At 58.1% G+C, this 17,774-nt stretch carries 16 protein-coding genes and 1 pseudogene; 2 read left to right on the forward strand and 15 right to left on the reverse strand.

Annotation, left to right across the window (positions count from 1 at the left end; all coding sequences use genetic code 11):
• Positions 1 to 33: 33 nt before the first annotated feature.
• The 5 genes and pseudogenes from ACNAOV_RS08390 to dnaB all read right to left on the reverse strand — a co-directional run bounded on the left by ACNAOV_RS08390 (position 34) and on the right by dnaB (position 5,976).
• Positions 34 to 1,743 (reverse strand): ABC1 kinase family protein, encoded by a 1,710-nt coding sequence (locus ACNAOV_RS08390; RefSeq protein ID WP_416518192.1) that lies wholly within the window; start codon positions 1,741 to 1,743, stop codon positions 34 to 36.
• 212 nt (positions 1,744 to 1,955) lie between these two features.
• Positions 1,956 to 2,198: pseudogene (locus ACNAOV_RS08395) on the reverse strand (hypothetical protein); the annotation flags it as partial.
• 216 nt (positions 2,199 to 2,414) lie between these two features.
• Positions 2,415 to 3,215 carry a type 1 glutamine amidotransferase gene (locus ACNAOV_RS08400; RefSeq protein ID WP_416517330.1) on the reverse strand — a complete coding sequence of 267 codons (801 nt, stop codon included), beginning with the start codon at positions 3,213 to 3,215 and terminating at the stop codon, positions 2,415 to 2,417.
• Positions 3,216 to 3,241: 26 nt separating this feature from the next.
• Entirely contained in the window at positions 3,242 to 4,636 is a 1,395-nt protein-coding gene (locus ACNAOV_RS08405) for a MurT ligase domain-containing protein (RefSeq protein ID WP_416518193.1), read from the reverse strand.
• Positions 4,636 to 5,976 carry a replicative DNA helicase gene (dnaB, locus tag ACNAOV_RS08410; RefSeq protein ID WP_416518194.1) on the reverse strand — a complete coding sequence of 447 codons (1,341 nt, stop codon included), beginning with the start codon at positions 5,974 to 5,976 and terminating at the stop codon, positions 4,636 to 4,638. The genes ACNAOV_RS08405 and dnaB overlap by 1 nt, the downstream gene beginning before the upstream one ends.
• Before the next feature lie 414 nt (positions 5,977 to 6,390).
• Here dnaB and ACNAOV_RS08415 point away from each other — a divergent pair, with 414 nt between their 5' ends.
• Positions 6,391 to 7,782, forward strand: coding sequence for an MATE family efflux transporter (locus tag ACNAOV_RS08415; RefSeq protein WP_416517331.1), 1,392 nt, complete (start codon positions 6,391 to 6,393; stop codon positions 7,780 to 7,782).
• 117 nt (positions 7,783 to 7,899) lie between these two features.
• On the opposite strand, the gene ACNAOV_RS08420 is transcribed toward ACNAOV_RS08415, so the two are convergent.
• From ACNAOV_RS08420 to ACNAOV_RS08460, 9 genes are all read right to left on the reverse strand, one after another.
• Positions 7,900 to 8,238: a P-II family nitrogen regulator gene (locus ACNAOV_RS08420; RefSeq protein ID WP_416517332.1), complete on the reverse strand. Its 339-nt coding sequence runs from the start codon at positions 8,236 to 8,238 to the stop codon at positions 7,900 to 7,902.
• A 17-nt stretch (positions 8,239 to 8,255) separates the two neighbouring features.
• The gene (locus tag ACNAOV_RS08425; RefSeq protein WP_416517333.1) at positions 8,256 to 9,521 is read right to left on the reverse strand and encodes an ammonium transporter; all 1,266 of its coding nucleotides are present in this window, start codon (positions 9,519 to 9,521) and stop codon (positions 8,256 to 8,258) included.
• Between the two features lie 198 nt (positions 9,522 to 9,719).
• Positions 9,720 to 11,021 (reverse strand): signal recognition particle-docking protein FtsY, encoded by a 1,302-nt coding sequence (gene ftsY, locus ACNAOV_RS08430; protein ID WP_416517334.1) that lies wholly within the window; start codon positions 11,019 to 11,021, stop codon positions 9,720 to 9,722.
• 49 nt (positions 11,022 to 11,070) lie between these two features.
• The gene (locus tag ACNAOV_RS08435; protein ID WP_416517335.1) at positions 11,071 to 11,634 is read right to left on the reverse strand and encodes a hypothetical protein; all 564 of its coding nucleotides are present in this window, start codon (positions 11,632 to 11,634) and stop codon (positions 11,071 to 11,073) included.
• A gap of 248 nt (positions 11,635 to 11,882) precedes the next feature.
• A complete protein-coding gene (locus ACNAOV_RS08440; protein WP_416517336.1) occupies positions 11,883 to 12,614 on the reverse strand; it encodes an ABC transporter permease in 732 nt (243 codons plus the stop codon).
• Entirely contained in the window at positions 12,611 to 13,519 is a 909-nt protein-coding gene (locus tag ACNAOV_RS08445) for an ABC transporter ATP-binding protein (protein WP_416517337.1), read from the reverse strand. Before ACNAOV_RS08445 ends, ACNAOV_RS08440 begins: the two co-directional genes overlap by 4 nt.
• Positions 13,520 to 14,174: 655 nt before the next feature.
• Entirely contained in the window at positions 14,175 to 14,591 is a 417-nt protein-coding gene (locus tag ACNAOV_RS08450; protein WP_416517338.1) for a hypothetical protein, read from the reverse strand.
• Between the two features lie 199 nt (positions 14,592 to 14,790).
• Positions 14,791 to 15,354, reverse strand: a complete 564-nt coding sequence (locus ACNAOV_RS08455) for a GNAT family N-acetyltransferase (protein ID WP_416517339.1) — start codon at positions 15,352 to 15,354, stop codon at positions 14,791 to 14,793.
• Between the two features lie 322 nt (positions 15,355 to 15,676).
• Positions 15,677 to 15,976, reverse strand: coding sequence for a response regulator transcription factor (locus ACNAOV_RS08460; protein WP_416517340.1), 300 nt, complete (start codon positions 15,974 to 15,976; stop codon positions 15,677 to 15,679).
• Between the two features lie 558 nt (positions 15,977 to 16,534).
• On the opposite strand from ACNAOV_RS08460, the gene ACNAOV_RS08465 reads away from it, so the two are divergent.
• On the forward strand, positions 16,535 to 16,858 hold the full coding sequence (locus ACNAOV_RS08465; RefSeq protein ID WP_416517341.1) for a hypothetical protein: 324 nt from the start codon (positions 16,535 to 16,537) through the stop codon (positions 16,856 to 16,858).
• Positions 16,859 to 17,086: 228 nt separating this feature from the next.
• Here ACNAOV_RS08465 and ACNAOV_RS08470 read toward each other — a convergent pair whose 3' ends face one another.
• A complete protein-coding gene (locus tag ACNAOV_RS08470; RefSeq protein ID WP_416517342.1) occupies positions 17,087 to 17,713 on the reverse strand; it encodes a GNAT family N-acetyltransferase in 627 nt (208 codons plus the stop codon).
• Between the last annotated feature and the right edge of the window lie 61 nt (positions 17,714 to 17,774).

Here is a 17,774-nt window from a genome sequence, read left to right on the forward strand (position 1 = left end):
TCTGTATCTATCCAGGATGGATGGGCTCTCAGCCTAGGCTTCGCCGTTGCGTCGCCGACGCTTGAGGGCCCGGTGCTTGATCAGGATGTCCAGAACTATCCAGACCGAAAGAATGAAGGCCACCACGTATCCCAGCATGCTGACCACCGGGATGCCGAAGACCACCGGCTTGATGCGGGCAAAATAGACGATTGAAGAGCCCACATAGAGCCCGACGACAATGAGGGCCATGGTCAACCTGTTGACCATATCGGACAGCTGCTGCAGGGGCTCCTCGGAGCCTACCAGCTGTACATTGGCCCGCAGTTGTCCCCGTGTCAGCATCTTGGTTGCGGTCTGGGACTCAGCCAGGGCCCCCAGAAGGCCATGCAGGGCCAAGTCGCCCTGGATGCCCAGCTTCCGGGTCTCCTCCTTCAGGATGGATTCCGTACCCTGGCTATAGACGACATGGTCGGTGATGATCTGCACGATATTGGCCTCCGGCAGGAACTCATCCAGAAGCCCTTCCAGGGTGACCAGACACCGCGCCACCATGGTGACCGAACCCGGCACCTTGATGCCATGCCGGGCGGCCAGCTTCATAACGGCATTGACGTATTCGGCGATGTCCAGATCGGCCAGATCCAGCTTGCCGAAACGCTGGACGACCGCATCCAGGTCGGCCAAAAGATAGGGGTAGTCCTCGGCCCTGGCCTCGCCCGTGCCAGCGAAGCGGAGCAATCCCTGGGCAAGGGCCGGCGAATCCTCGCGGCCCACTGCAAAAATCATGTCCTTCAAGGCCGATTTGGTCACCTTGTCCAGGCGGCCGACCATTCCAAGGTCTATCAGCACTATGCAGCCATCGCGGATGATGATGTTGCCGGGGTGCGGATCGGCGTGGAAGAAGCCCCGGTCCATGATCTGGGTGGCATAGTTGTCGACCAGCTTGGTGCCTATTTCCTTCAGGTCATAGCCCTGAGCCACCAGCTGGGCAGGGCGTGAGAGGGATATCCCGTCGATGTATTCCATCACCACCACATGCCTGGTACACAGTTCGGGATAGGGCTTCGGGCAGTCGATGTAGGCGTAGGGGTCGCAGAAATCCTTGAACTCCGCCAGATTCGCAGCCTCCTGCTGGAAGTCGACCTCGGACTGGAAGGTCTCCCAGAGCTCCTCGACAACCCCGCGGATGTCAATCACCTGCGTACTGCGGACGAACCGGGAGGCCCACTTGACCATGCTGCGCAGAATGTCGATGTCCTGGGCCATGGTCTCTTGTATCCCTGGTCGCTGAACCTTGACGGCCACGTCCTCACCGCTGACCAGGCGGGCACGATGCACCTGCGCTAGGGAAGCCGACCCCAGCGGAACAGGGTCTATGGAGGAGAAGATCTGGTCGAGCGGACGGCCATACTCGGCGGCCAGGGTGCTGGTCACCACGGAATACGGGATGGGATCCGCATCGGCGCGCAGTTTGGAGAGCTCACGGCAGAAAGCCTCCGGCAGAATCTCCGAACGCATGGAGAGAATCTGACCCACCTTGACGAAAGTGGGTCCCAGGGCCTCGAACATGCGACGCATGGTGACCGGGGTCAGACCGTGAATGATGTCGAACCGGTTGGCGATGCGGATCATCTCGGCCAGTCGGCGGGCCCTGCCACGCCTGTGACGGATCCTTCCTGCTACCCCCTGACGCTCTCCCGTGCCGACCCCGAAGAGGCCAATAGTCTGCACCGGGGCATCATGTCCGTTCATGGCATCCATACTCACCACTCACCTGCGTCCTTTATCCGCATGGCCGACCAGCGGCAGACATTCCGGTGCAGACGACCGACGCTGACAGTAATTGACCGCCTTCAGCCCTGCTGACCCGCAATGGGATCATTGGAGGTGATGGGGATGGACCCGGACCGACGATTCGGCATTGGCGCCAGGGGCTCATGGTCGGGACGACGGGGATCAGGAGCAACGTGAGTCGCAGGCCTGGGCGCGCCAGCAGCCGGGGCCGGAGCAGCCGGTGCAGCCGGTGCAGGAGCAGGAGGGTTCTTCCTGTTCCGCTTGAGCTCAGTGTTGAGAATCTTCCCCTGCTCGACCGTCAGCTCACCCTTCTTGACCAGGTTGTCAATGACCTCCTGGCCTTTCTCCACGCCTGTGGCCAAGGCTCCGATGCCAGCCAGAAGCACCTTGTGCAATCCGTCACCGATATGCAAATCCGACATGATATGCCTCCCAGCATTCATACGCCCTTGAAGTACCGGGCTCTTTAGACAGCCAAGAGACGAGCGGCCGTCTCTCTTTACAGTCTAGCTGGTTATCAGTGACCGATCCGATTCGACACCATGGCAGGAGGAACCGCAGCGCCTTGCCTCCTTGACACAACCCTCTACACGCTGATCAGAATCTGTGCCACAACCGAGGGAACCGCAGGCTCCTCTTCACCTGGGTCTGGAGGCAGCGATACGACTGGCCTGATCAGCCAGGGAGTCCAGACGCTCCAGTTCGCTCCGGTTCTTCTGGTCCATGACAGCCTTCATCTGGGCAAAGGTGTCCTGGCCGTACCGCCTTTCGGCTGCGCCCTCGATAAGGAAGTCCGTAATGGCCGGGTTCTTCGGCAGCAGCGATCCATGCATGTAGGTGCCGATGACCTTCTTCCATCGGGCCCCCTCGGTGTGGTCCTTGCCGTTGTTGCCGCGGCCATCCTCAGTCACCATGCCCAGGGGATGGGCCCCTTCCCCCAGGTAGGTCAAGCCCGAGTGGTTCTCGTAACCGACCACCCTGCCGAAGTCCTCTGCCTGCTCCACCAGGTTGCCGATCATCCGTTCGGGCTTGGCAATGGTATGCACGTCAAGGATGCCGACCCCCTCCAGGCGCTCATGGTCGGAGGTCTCGAAGTAATGGCCGAAGAGCTGATAGAGCCCGCAGATCATCAGCATGGGCACATCCTGGTCGGCCAGATCGCGCAGAAGCCCGCCCCGCTCCCGCAGGTCGTCGATTATGCGCTCCTGGCCATGGTCCTGGCCCCCGCCGCCCAGAATCATGTCGATTTGCTCCGGCCAGGCATCGCCTGGATCGTAATAGCGGACCATGGGGCGGAACCCGTACAGCTCGGCCCTGCGGGTCACGCTGAGTATGTTGCCCGAATCCCCATAGATGTTCATGTCACGATGGTAGAGGGAGAGAATCAGCAGCGGCGGATGGTCTCCCACGGCCTTGGCCTTATCCTGCGTCTGAGGCATTCCTGCGCTCCTTTTGGTTCGCTCGCTCATGCGCCCACCCCGGCATCGTCCACGCTCGTGATCCTGCCGAGGGCAGACCGGAGCCGAAGCATTGACGTGTAAGTGCAGTAGATCCGCTTGGGTCGCCCTGGGTGCAGCTCAAGGAAGGCTGTCAGCGCCCGTTCCAGGTCGGTCTCGATCGCATCCGTGGGCACCTGGTCATAGGCCAGACGCAGGGCCATGTCATAGGCCCGGGTGCCGGAGACCATGGCCACGCCGGTATCCCTGAGCGAGGTGAAGTCCACATCCCAGAGCCAGCTCATATCACGCCCGTCCGCATACTCGTCGCGGATGGCAATCATGGTGTCCTGGCCGGCAGGGTTGAAGGAGGACAGGGCCAGTCGGAAGCCCATGGGGTTCTTGACCAGGACCAGCTCAACCGGCGCGCCCTGGTAGGTGATGACCTCCCCGCGGCCGAAGGCGGGGGTCACCTTGGACAGGGCATCCATGAGCGCTGCATCCTTGGGTTCCCTGTCCTCCAGAACAACCCTGACCAGTGCCAGGGCAGCGGCCGCATTGTAGAGGTTATAGACACCCTCCAGACGCAGATCGGTCTCCAGGAGCCGACCGTCCAGTCGGAAGGCGGCCCTGTGGTCCATGACCCGTTCCAGGGTCACCTCGGCTGGCAACCGATGACCGGGGCGGACCGGGCGAGGAGCACTACCCACACCGGCGCCATCAGCATCTCGGTCCGAGGCATGCATGTCGTCATCGGTTGGGAAATAGGTAAGCAGATCGTCTGATAGGCCGAAGTAGACCACACCGGTCTGGGCCGGCGTCTGGGCGGCCAGTCTAACAATGCGCGGATCCTCACGGTTGAGGACCACCGTGCCCGTGGTGGCCTGGGCCACCTGACCCAGCAATCGGGCTGTAGTATCGATTTCACCAAACCGGTCCAGCTGATCACGCATGACATTGAGCAGGAGGGCGTAGCGGGGCTTGACCTGTCGCACAAAGTGAACCGCATAGGCCTCGTCCAGCTCCAGGACGGCAATATCGGCATGCAGGCGGCCGGAGAGCCCCAGTGTAGAGACCAGGGCCGAGACCACGCCGCGGGTGAAGTTGGACCCGGTCGGATTGGTGAAGACCTTGAGGCCCAGGGATTCCAGCATGGAGGCCACCATCCGGGTGGTGGTGGTCTTGCCGTTGGTTCCTGAGACCAGAACCACACCACGGGGCAGCCCCGACAGGGTCCTGGCCAGGAAGCCCGGGTCGATCCGCTCCACCACCTTGCCAGGCAGGGCCGAACCGCCATGATGGGACAGACGTGAAACGAGACGCACCGCCTTGCCGACCAGAAGGGCCAGGAGCGAACGCCAAGGCCGACGGGGACGACCAGGCTGATCGGCAGGCTGCGCCTTGGAAGTCGTGGACCTCATGATCAGACCCCTCCCTGCTGGTAGTCCTGGGGCATGTCCTGGAACCTGGACTTCTCGCCTACGAAGGCCAGCTTGAAGGTTCGGGTGGGACCGTTGCGGTGCTTGGCCAGGATGATGTCGGCCTCCCCCGGGCGGTCATCCTTGTCGTAGAAGTCCGGCCGGTGGACCAGAAAGACTACGTCAGCATCCTGCTCGATGGAACCGGACTCGCGCAGGTCGGAGAGCATGGGCTTCTTATCGTTGCGCATCTCGGGGCCACGGTTGAGCTGGCTCAGCGCCACCACCGGGACCTCCAGCTCCTTGGCCAGCAGCTTCAGGGCGCGCGAGAAGTCGGAGACCTCCTGCTGGCGGGATTCGACCCGCTTGCCGGAGGTCATCAGCTGCAGGTAGTCGATGACCACCAGCTTCAGGTCGTTGGTCTGCTTGAGCCGGCGGCACTTGGCCCTAATCTCCATCAGGCTCATGTTGGGTGAATCGTCCAGGAAGAGCGGGGCATCCTGGAGTCTGCTCCAGAAGGTGTTCAGGGTGTTCCAGTACTCGGGGGTGATGTCATCCGCCCGGCGCAGAGCCACCAGAGGAATATTAGTCTCAGCCGAGATGATGCGCTGGGCCAGCTCGGTCTTGCTCATCTCCAGGGAGAAGACCACCGTGGTCATGTTGTTGTGGAGGGCTGCGGCTCGGGCAAAGTCGATGCCCAGGGTGGACTTGCCCATGGCGGGACGGCCGGCCACCACAATCATCTGCCCGGGCTGCAGGCCCTGGGTCATGTCGTCGATGCTCTTGAAGCCTGTGGGCACGCCCCGCTCCAAGCTGCCGTTCTGCAGCTTGTCCAACTGGTCCAGGGTGTCATGGACGACCGGCCCAATGGCCTCGTAATCCTGGCGGATCCTGCCCACGCTCATCTCGTAGACCTCGGCCTGGGCCAGGTTGACTATGTCCTCGGCCTGGGAGCCCTCGGCCGAGTATCCCAGCTGTGCGATCTTGGTGCCGGCCGCAATCACATTGCGCAGGATGGCCCGCTGGTGGACGATCTCCGCATAGTAGGTGGCGTTGGCGGCTGTAGGAACCGAGGCCACCAGGGAGTGCAGATAGTCGGTGCCCCCCACCTTCTCCAGGTCGCCGGACTTGAGCAGCTCGTTGGCCACCAGGACCGCATCCACCGGCTGGGAGGCCGAGAAGAGGGTGACGATGGCCTCGTAGATGGTCTGGTGCTTGGGCTGGTAGAAGTCGGATACATCGATCATCTGGCTGACCTCGCCGATGGCATCCTTGCTCATGAGCATGCCGCCCAGCACGGCCATCTCCGCATCGTCGTCATGCGGGGGCACCCGGTCGAAGAGCATGTCGCGGCCGGTCTGGGCATGATCGGTTGGACGCTGTTCGGGATGGGTGTAGTCGGTATAGTCGTCGGAAGCCATAGCCACGATTCTACGAAGAGGACCGTCCTTGACAGCTTTAAGAGGAGGATTTCACCCAAGGCATTCACCAGGGCGCGCCGACCGTACTGGACGGTAGCGGCCTCTCCTGTATGTGTACAGAAAAATAAGTTATCCACATTCAAGGCGTGTCCTAGAGGACATGTGTGCAACTTATCCACCTCATGGGTATAACTCTGTGCAAAACTTGGGGACAGTCTTCCACATCACCAAACCAGCTTGCACTCGGGCCTGTTTGGTGATACGGCATGCACCGGCAGGACGTCCACGGACTGGCTTTCCGGGGTTGTGTCTTCAGTCCAGAGCATTAGCATGGCGTCCATGCGAAGCCACAGGAACATCCCCGAAACCAAGACCGGATCAATCACGCCGGAAGAACGGCGGGCGACCTACCGGACCATCGCCGGACTGGCCATACCCACCTTCGGTCAGCTGATCGCCTCCCCGCTCTTCGTCATGATCGACACCGCCATCGTGGGCCACATCAGCGACTCGGCCCTGGCCGGGCTCTCCGTCGGATCCACTGTGGTGCTGACCACCGTGGGGCTCTGCATCTTCCTGGCCTACGGAACCACCTCCCAGGTGGCCCGACTCATGGGTGCAGGCCGCCGCAGGGAGGGGATGCAGGCCGGCGTGGACGGTATGTGGCTGGCCTTCGCCATCGGCCTGGTCGTCTGCGCCCTGCTCCTGGCTCTGAGCCGGCCCATCTGCAGCCTGATGGGAGCCCGCGGGCCGGTCCTGCAGGCAGCGCAGACCTACCTGAATGCCCTGGTCTTCGGCCTTCCGGCCATGCTTATGGTGTATGCAGCCAACGGCATCTTCCGCGGATTGCAAAAGGTAAAAATCACCTTGGTAGCCGCCGTGTCGGGCGCCATCCTCAACACCGCCCTGGAGGTCCTTCTGGTCTTCGGCCTGCACATGGACATTCTGGGCTCGGGCCTGGCAACGCTGATCGCCGAGTGGGCCATGGGACTCTTCCTGACCATTCCCGCCCTGGTCTGGGCCCGCCGGGAAGGCGCCCAGCTACGGCCCCGGCTCTCAGGCATGGCTGCCAGCATGGGCGACGGCTTCCCGCTCTTCCTGCGGACCTTGGCCCTGCGAATTTGCCTCTTCATGACCGTGGTGGCGGCGGCCCACCTGGGCGAACAGGTGCTGGCTGCCTACCAGGGGGTCAACTCGGCCTGGAACTTCGGTCTGAACATGCTGGACGCCGTGGGCATCGCCGGTCAGTCACTGGTAGCCACCGAATTGGGCGCCGGCCAGCGGCCGCGGGCACGGATCATGACCGATCTATCAGCCAAGGCCGGTATGGCCATGGGAGTGCTGGTCGGACTGGTCATGATCGCCCTGGGCCTCTTCGCTGCCCCCCTGTTCAGTCCTACGCCGGCCATCCGATCGCTGATTACCGTGGGCATGATCGTCCAGGGTGTCTTCATGCCTGTCGCCGGATGGATGTGGGCCCTGGACGGAATCCTGATCGGGGCCGGGGATTATCGCTACTTGGCAGCCACCTGCTCCCTGACGGCTGTGATCTACGTGATCGGTCTTCTGGGCATGACGGCTCTGGCCATGAGCTGGACACCCACCTGGCGGATAGCCATGCTCTGGGCCGTTCTCAATGTCCTCTTCATCGGCGTCAGAGCCATCTGCAATGGCTTGAGAACGCGCACCGATGTCTGGATGGGGACAATCGACCAGGCCGGCCAAGCCTGAAGAGCCATAGAAAAAGCAGGACCCCGACCGCCGGACCATGAAATTGGCCACAGCGAGGGAATCCTGCGAAACTGGTCAGCAGGAAGACGACCATACAGGCGGCAGCAGGTGGCTGCCTCAGATGGCGTCTACGCCGGTCTCCCCGGTACGGACCCTGACCACCGAGTCCAAGGTCTGCACCCAGACCTTGCCGTCGCCCACGGTGTTGGTGGCGGCGGCCTGGACGATGGTGTCGACCAGCTCGTCGACCCGTTGATCCTCGGTCAGCACCTCCAGGCGCACCTTGGGAACCAGGTCAACCTTGACAGTGCTACCCCGGTAGACCTCCTTATGGCCGCCCTGCCGACCATAGCCCTGGGCTGACGAGACGGTCATGCCATGCACGCCGACCTCGGTCAGGGCCTGTTTAACCTGATCCAGCCGCCCGGGCTGAATGATGGCGGTAATGAGTTTCATGCTGCCTTCCTTTCTGGTCAGTTCAGGATGGACCCGAAGTCGTAGGCGCTCTCACCCTGATCGCTCTGATCGACGCCGATGACCTCCTGATCCTTGCTAACTCGCCAACCGATGGTCTTCTCCAGTGCAAAGGCGATCACACCGGTTACTGCAGCTGCGTAGATGATCGCAATCAGCGCCACTAGGAACTGGACCAGCAGCTGCCGGAAATTGCCACCGGCCAGGAAGCCCGTACCGGTACCAAAGAAGCCTATCAGCAGAGTGCCCAAGAAACCACCCACGCCGTGGATGCCCACCACATCCAAGGAGTCGTCATAGGCGAAACGGAACTTGAGTCCGCAGGCCAGGCAGCAGACGAAACCAGCCAAGAGGCCGATGACCATGGCCCAGAGCGGAGAAACCACGTCGGCCGCTGGAGTGATGGCCACCAGTCCGGCGACCATCCCGGATGCTGCACCCATGGCGGTGTAATGCCCGGTGCGGACCCGTTCAGTAAAGAGCCAGCCCAGGGTGGCCCCGCTGGCGGCTATGGTCGTGGAAACCCAGGCATATCCAGCCGTGCCGTTGGCGGCGAAGGCGGAACCGGCATTGAAACCGAACCAGCCGAACCAGAGCAGGAAGGCGCCCAGCATGACCATGGGCACATTGTGGGGGCGTATGGACTCCTTGGGGAAGCCAATTCGCCTGCCGATGATGAGCACAATGACCAAGGCTGCCACTGCAGCGTTGATGTGAATGACCGTACCGCCTGCGAAATCGTGCGCTTGAGCTCCGATGGCGTTGGAAATAGGTCCATCGGCTGCCAGCAGGCCATGATTCCAGACCATGTGGGCCATGGGCGCGTAATCCAAGGTGACCCAGAGGGCCACGAAAATCATCCAGGTGCTGATCTTGACTCGCTCTGCCAGGGCTCCCGAGATCAGGGCCACGCAAATCATGGCGAAGGCGGCCTGGAAGGCGATGTCGACCGTATGCGGGTAAGCAGCGTTTGCGGAATCAATCGAGGTGAAGACCCCGTCCTTGGCTGTGACCGTGTCCTTGAGCAGGAATCCGGTGATGGGATCACCGAAGACACCGCCAATATCCTTGCCTGCGAAGGAAATCGACCATCCCCAGAGAGTCCAAATAATCCCGGTCACGGCAATGGCCAGCGTGGACATCATCATCATGTTGAGTACAGCCTTGGCTCGGACCATACCCCCATAGAAGAAAGCCACCGCTGGAGTCATCAGGAAAACCAAGGATGCCGCTATCAGCATCCAGGCAGCATTTCCAGAATCCATGCCTACACCTCTCTTTTCCCCATCCGAGCAGGCAGTCCCCAATAAAGAGGACTACCCTCCGGACAGCCTACGTCAGATTCTCTTCCACTTCCCGATTCATCAAACATGAAGAGGATGACGGTCAGGTCACCGCCGCATTACCTCCGAGTGACTATTGGATGACCACCTTATGACCGACTGACCGACCGACTCGCCAGACTACTCGTCTCCCAGAATGCCGTCGACAAAAGACTCGGGGTCGAAAACAGCCAGATCGTCGGGCCCCTCGCCCAACCCAACCAGCTTGACGGGCACGCCCAGCTCTCGCTGGACAGAAACGACGATGCCGCCCTTGGCCGAGCCGTCCAGCTTGGTCAGGACAATGCCTGTGACACCGATGGCCTGGGCGAAGACCTGGGCCTGGATCATCCCATTCTGTCCGGTGGTGGCATCCAGGACCAGCAGAACCTCGTCCACAGGCAGGTTCTTCTCGATCACCCGCCGAATTTTGCCCAGCTGATCCATCAGGTTGGCCTTGTTCTGCAGACGTCCGGCTGTGTCCACGATGAGGACATCTGCATGATCGTTTTTGGCCCGCTCCGCGGCTTCGAAGGCCACCGAGGCCGGGTCGGCACCGTCGCGGTCGCTGCGGACCACAGGCACGCCCACCTTGCCGCCCCAGGTCTCCAGCTGGTCAGCGGCGGCGGCACGGAAGGTGTCAGCGGCACCCATGACCACCGACTTGCCATCGGCCACGAAGAGTCTGGCCAGCTTGCCCGCCGTGGTGGTCTTACCGGTGCCGTTGACGCCCACCATGATGATGACCGACGGCCTGTTGGCCTGAGGTCGGGCAGCCGCCAGAGTTCGGTCCATGTTGGGGTCGACCAGATCGATCAGGCGTTGACGAAGGCCACGCCGCACTGCTGCTGGATCCTTCTGCCCGGTGATCCGGGCATCGTCACGCAACTGTTTCACCAACTGTTCGCTGGCCTCAGCGCCCACATCCGCCATGAGCAGGGTGTCTTCCACATCCTCCCAGTCGGACTCGCTCAGATGATCCTTGGTCAGAATGGCAAAGAGGGCCTTGCCGAAGGGGTTGGGGCTCTTGGCCAGCCTGGCCTTGAGCCTGGTCATACGGGATGCGGATGCCTCCGGGTGAGCCATCTCCTCCTGTGCCGACGGTGCTCTCTGGTCGACCGAGGAAGACTGACTGGATGCCTCTGAATCCGTAGAAACGTCTGGATTATGCGAGACGCTCGATACGGGAGAGGCAGATTGGACAGCTTGATCACCTGATGAAGCTGTTGGGGAGGCACCAGGTTGGCCTTCAGCTTGACCCTCTGCTGCAGCCGTCGCCGATTCCGGGGATGAAGAAGGGTGGCCATTATCAGGCTCTTGCGCCCTGCCGGGGCGTGCGGAATCCCCCTGGGACCGGCGTTTGTGGACCGCCAGAATGCCGACCACCGCCAGCACCAGGACGATCAACACCGCGATAAGAATAAGGAGCAGATGTGTTGTCATAGATACCAGCCTAAAGGCAAAAAGGGACACGGACGGTCATCGCCAGCGGTCACTTTCCGCTTGGATGGCTCTTCCCCGTCTGCGAACCGCTCTTGACTGCAGGCATGACGTCAGAGGTGGTGGTCTGAGGCTCCCTTCGCTGCGGACGCGAAGGCTCAGGGCTGGATGACCGTACAGAGGAGCTCCTAGGAGCTGGAGGCCCAGAGGTCGCAGAAACCGACGGCACGGCATTCTTCTTTTGTCTCGGGCTGACCGACGATGTGGAATCACTGTTTGGCGGCGGAGGCAGATTGATCTCATCTGTGGAATCGGAGGCCAGCAGACCCCGAACCTCCACCACGGAGGAGGAATTGACATAGACCGGATAGGGATGTTCGCCATCTTCAGCTGTTGATACATCCTCGCCCGAGCCAGGAGAGAACGACAGATGCCCGCCTGCTATCCGCGGCAGCTTATTTTCTCGTTCCTGCTGACGGCGTGCAGCCCGGCGCACACGCTCATCGAGAGACTGGGAGAAGGCACGGTCCTGGGACTCGCCAAGCGCCAAGCGCATGACAAATACAACGAATGCCACCACTACCAGCACCCATACCAGGACAATCAGCCAGACCATACATGCCATTGTCTCAGAAGAACCCCACAGACGCGCTAAGACACGAGGAATCTATCGGTCTCTTTCACACTGGCAGATCAGTGGATGCCCTGGACCCTTCTTATACCTACCCAAGTTATACCCAAGGCGGCCAAAGGCAAGAAGAATGGCTTTCGCGCGAATTAACCTCAGCCGAGCCCGCAACTACCATTCAGGAAACCGAGAAATTCCTCGCAATGGCAGTAAAAGGTGTATAGCCATCAGAAGTATCATTTCCAGCGAAAACCGTATATGGAAACAAGCCCTAAGGTAATGCAGCCCACGGTCAGGTATAGGATCCCGAGCCAAGCATGAGGCCAGGTGCCCGATCCGATCAGCATCATCGATAAGGCCTCCCTCATGTGATATAGGGGCGTATACGGGGCGATGGTCTGCACCCAGGACGGCAGCATATTGACAGGCATCATGGCTCCGCCAATGAAGCCCAGGGGCAGAATAATGATGTTCGCAAGGATGGATACCCCTGCGATGGAGTAAATTATCATGGCGATAATGACACCCAGGAAGAAGAACAAAAGATAGCCAAGGACCAGGGGAAGCAATCCCGACACAAATGTCGGTTTCAGCCTCATTCCCATGATCATTCCCAAGATGACAAGCACTACAGCCTGCGCCAGGAGGACGACGATACCCACAACAGCCTGGGAGAGGATAATCACGTTCCAGGATAGCGGAAAATTGCGAACCGTCTGAAGCATGCCATTCTCACGCCAGAGAGCAAGATGCGAAGCACCTGCAAAAATACCCACATAGGCCGCGCCAAATGCAATTACATTGGCGCTGATTTGACTGGCAATATCAACTCCAGGAACGAAATTCTTAAAAGACAGGACCAGAGCCAATAACAAGGCTATCGGAAAAAGAAAGGTGAAAACCAAAGTGGACCAGTCACGAATATCGTAGTGGAACATCAACTTGAATAGAGTTTTGAAGCTGTTCATTTGACGTTCTCCTTTTCGAGAAGGCGAAGGTAGACATCCTCCAGACGTCCATCCTTGACTTGTGCCTGGCTTGTATTAATTCCGGAATCAACCAATTTCGCGAAGGTGACTCCGGTATCCCGGGTGCGTACTGTCAGACCATCGGGCGTGACCTTTACATAGTCGTTCCCCACGAGATGGGCTACGTGATCGGCCTGGTCCAAGGCATTCGGAAGAAGAATGGTCGATTCCATCTCTGCTTGCGCAATAAGCTTGCTTGGACTGGCTGTCACGAGAATATGCTTATCCGCCAAGATCGAGACCATGCTGCACAACCGCTCCGCCTCATCCAGATGGTGCGTCGTATAAAGAACCGTCGCGGCCAATTGCTGATTCGATTTGAGCAGGCTCACAAGATCGTGGCGTGACTCGGGGTCGAGGGCAGCAGTGGGTTCATCCAGAAAGAGCAGGCGAGGATGATGGACGACAGCCGTGGCGATAGCCAATCTCTGCTGTTCGCCGCCGGACAATGTTTCAACCTTGTTGGATGCCACATGATCCAGTTTCAAGGCATCAATAAGATCGTCCACTCGCGACCGGGGCACCTGGTAGATATCTGCCACAGCGGTAAGGTGCTCAAGGAGCGACGTTTTAGGAAAGAAGGACGACTTTTGAGGCTGGATGCCTATTTGGCGGAGCAGGGCCAAGTTGCGTGGATAGGGCGTCTTGCCCAGAACAGAGACCGTTCCCTCAGCCGGTTTTTGCAGTCCTTCCAAGACGGTGAACAAGGTTGTCTTTCCAGCGCCATTTGGCCCGATGACCCCATGGAAAGACCCTTCTTCAACCTCCAATGAAAGATGAGAGAGAATTGTTTTGTTCTTTATTCGAACAGTAAGGTTCGATACGCTTACTTCGATGTTGCCCATTCCAGAGCCTTTCAGCGTCAATACTGATGTGGTAAAGCGCGGGTTATGTCGTCTATTGTTGCTTGCCTATTCATGACTATTTCAATTTGCTGAGTCTGGGCAGGCAGGGGAAAGAATCAGTTCAAATTCCGGCCCAGCATATTCTGGTGATTTTTAGCTCCGACAGTCTTTGCCATGAGACCATCTGCTTCAACTACGATAGCTTATTAATCCATATTCTTTCCTCACCCATGAGCCCAGAATTTCAGACATTTTCTAATAAAATACAAGCTGGATCAGACATAAAACCGCCACCGTCCCACAAATTATGGCGTCCAAGAGCACGTACTGACAAACGCCGATTCCACTACTGGTTTACCTGCAGCTGGAACAGCATATTCCCATTTATCAAGCGAGCCACCAAGGGGCGGCCGGGTACATCTACTTTGTTCCAATCGGCACTTTGGTAAGAGAAGTCATACCAGTATCAGCAAAAGCGGATATTGAGAAAAGTGCGATGCTTGTTCCCCAGGCTCATGCTCACCAGTGGGGAGGTTGACCGCCGACAACAGTAGACCGCGCGAACGAACAGCGACGGCGATGATGCGAAACTCTGCAAGTTATCGACGGAACCCACTATTTCGCCCTTTTCGTGTATTGGCTATCTCGAATGTTGCTAGCCTTCACTGTTTCGCAGCCAGTGTCTTATCACCAAGAAGATGATCATTATCAGCCAAGCTGCTGGGTATGTGCATAAAGCCCAGAACTGTGAACCGGTGGCAAACGATATAACATGAGCGAGAAAAAATGCCAGTGCTAAAAAGCTGACAGCAATGTCTTGCGGCTTATCGGATGGTTTCTGTGTCGAAGCTGTTTGTCTCATGGCGGTTCCTTTGCCGTTTCGCCGCCAGTGTCTTACCATCATGAAGACAATCATCATTAGCCAAGCTGCTGGGTATGTGCATAAACCCCAGAACTGTGAACCGGTGGCAAACGATATAACATGGGCGAGAATTAATGCCAGGGCAAAAAAGCTGACAGCAATGACTTGCAGCTTATCGGATGGTTTCTGCGTCAAAGCTGTTTGTCTCATGGCGGTTCCTTTGCCGTCGTACATAATGCACGGAATGTGCATAAAAACAAAATACACACTAACCGGCATTCGCTCAAAATAAGCTTAAAATAAGTTCGCGTTCTGGATGCGCATATACGTCATAGCCGGAGAAAATCATTGCAGAGACCCTAGCCAGGAAGCAATTACATGAAAGCTGCTTTTGCATCCAAGATTGCGTTTACCGATCTGTTCGTTTCGTAGACAAATCAATCCAATATCGTTCTACTGGCTGACCAGAGCTGCTAGAAAGCACATTCTCCAGTTGCCCGCCACGCGAAAGGATGGTCCGGCGGCTGGCCAGATTCGATGGGGAACAAGTAATCAGGACCCTACTCATGCCCAGAGTGGCAGCTTGTCGAAGACATTCATCCAGCATCAGCCCGGCATAGCCCAGCCGGCGACAATCCGGACGAACTGAATAGCCGATGTTGCCGCTCACTCGCAGAAGCGCCTGCGTAAGCTGCAGCCTCAGCTGAATCATCCCCACCAGTTTGCCGCTGGGGTCCATGGCGGCGAACTGCAGAGCTGGCACAAACCCCGGCGGCAGATCATCGCCGCGCGCCTGACGAGCCACCTCAGGCAGACCAAACCGACGAACCTCATCCAGGCTGTGGCAGTCCTCCAGGGGGCCGAGACCAGCCGCTTCATCCTGAGGCTGAGAACGGCAGGCCTGCAGATATTCCCAGATCATTTCGGCATCCACCACCTCCGGCCGGTCCAACCTCATCAGATGGATTCTCATGGTCCACCTCCTCTGTCGAGTGCTTGGCCACCCATTGTGCTTCAGCTTACAAGAGCAGCATTCAACGGAACTGGGGGTTTCCAAAGCGAACAATCGCCGTCGGCACATCGCGCCCATAAACGAATAGCCGGAACTCAATACAGCAAGAATCATAATGTGTAATGATGGTTCGACAAAGGTTCAATAAAAGTTCGTCCAAACTGAAATTCTGGGCTTTAGTCCTTAGCTCCAGCTTTATCAGATCAACGAAAACGTCACTTTGGAATCTATTGTTCTTTCTGCTCTTCTCCTCGCAATGCCCGGAACAACTGATCAGGGATCATCAGTCAGACATTCCGGCCTGAAACCATGTGATGACAATTTGCGTACGATCTCGCAGACCGGTCTTGTCGAGTATGCGGCTTACGTAGCGCCGGACGGAGGTAGTTTCGAGAGTGAGGCGCTGGGCTATTTCCTGGTTAGAGAGACCTTGAGCGATGAGTCCGGCTATCTCGTACTCCCTTGGGGTCAACTTGTCCAGCTGTTGCTTGGACAGCGGGTCACTGATCTTATGTCGGGCATAGGCTCTGTCGCGGTTGATGAGCTCTGCTGTGATGCGGGGGGGTGAGCACTGCATTCCCATCGGCCACTGCGTGAATGGCGCGGTGCAGGTCTCTGGTAGACATATCCTTAACTCGAGAGCCTAGACTCGTGCCCTGGCAACTGCTCTACAAACAATTCGGTTCATCGAACGTTACGAGAAGTTTTAAACAAAGTTTCAAGAAGGCTGTTGATTGTGTCTATGAAGCTTATCGGGGTGTAGGCATCATCGACGCATGGAAAGCCGGCGAATGGTTCTAGAGCCGCCGTAGCAGATCTTATCGGGTTCGGATATCCCACAGTCCGGCGAAACAGGAATGAGCCTTGCCCCCAAAGCTACGTTTGCTATCCCCAAACAGACGTTTGGTGTGGAACAAAAAATAGGCAGCAAGCATAGTAAATGTGCGTACGAGTCCGTCCAATTACACACTCATGCCGAACAACCGAACCCAATAATTGTGTAGACTTGGCAGATGAATACTCAGGCTCTTGTCGTCGCTGTGAATGCGTCCACCGCCAGACGACGTAGAATGTTCTAGGCAACATTTCAGGTCTTCGCACAATAAGATAAATCTTTAAATAATATTGGAGGTAGTGCATTTTGTCCAGGAACAGTATTGAACAGGACGGCGTTGAAGACTTCTCGGTTACTTTGCAGCATGGAGTAACTGCCCACTTTTCCAGACAGGAAAATACGAGTGACTACGAAGTCACATACGAGAACGTTCCCGTATTCCTCAGGGATTACTTGCATGACGCAACCATAGGAAGAACGCAGCTTGCAGTTCCCAAGCACAAGATGGAACAATTCAATGCACGTCTGATCGAACTGATCAACGAGATTTTCGCTCCGGAAACCACAAGAGAAGATTTAATCGAATCCGCCATTCAGGATATTAACAATGCTGCGAAAGAAGCCGAATAGCGGATTCGATAACATACGACTAGCGTTTGCAGATTACGGAGATTCCTTTCGACCAGCCTCATGCAGCCGGATCTGCGTAGTGCAATAAATCAACATCTACCCATGCCTTATACTTGTACGTTTTACCGACAGGGCAGTTGTACTGAGCGGTTGCTCTTCGACCTTCCCCACCACTAGGTAACGCAACTATGTTGCCCTAAGACCCAACATCAGCCCATTTACCACCACTTAAATCTCATCAAACCGACTTTGCTCTTGCTGTCTCGGTTTTACAGGTAGGAGTTGATCTAGTCCACCAACAAATGACCTCAAGCTGCAATCAATCCAATATCGTTCTACTGGCTGACCAAAGCTGCTGAGGAGCACATTCTCCAGTTGCCCGCCACGCGAAAGGATGGTCCGGCGGCTGGCCAGATTCGACGGGGAGCAGGTGATCAGGACCCTACTCATGCCAAGAGCGGCCGCCCGTCGCAGGCAATCATCCAGCATCAGCCCGGCATAGCCCAGCCGGCGACAATCCGGACGAACTGAATAGCCGATGTTGCCGCCCGAGCGTAGAAGCGCCTCTGTAAGCTGCAGCCTCAGCTGAATCATCCCCACCAGTTTGCCGCTGGGGTCCATGGCGGCGAACTGCAGGGCAGGCACAAACCCCGGCGGCAGATCATCGCCGCGCGCCTGACGAGCCACCTCCGGCAGACCAAACCGACGAACCTCATCCAGGCTGTGGCAGTCCTCCAGGGGGCCGAGACCAGCCGCTTCATCCTCAGGCCGAGCACGACAGGCCTGCAGATATTCCCATATTGCTTCGTCGTCTACCGCCCCCGGCTGGTCCATCCTCACCAGACGGATTCCCATGGTCCACCTCCTCTGCCGAGTGCTTGGCCACCCCTTTGTGCTTCAGCTTACATGAGCAGCA

The organism is Bifidobacterium asteroides (assembly GCF_048001765.1).
GTDB classification, from domain to species: Bacteria; Actinomycetota; Actinomycetes; order Actinomycetales; family Bifidobacteriaceae; genus Bombiscardovia; species Bombiscardovia asteroides_K.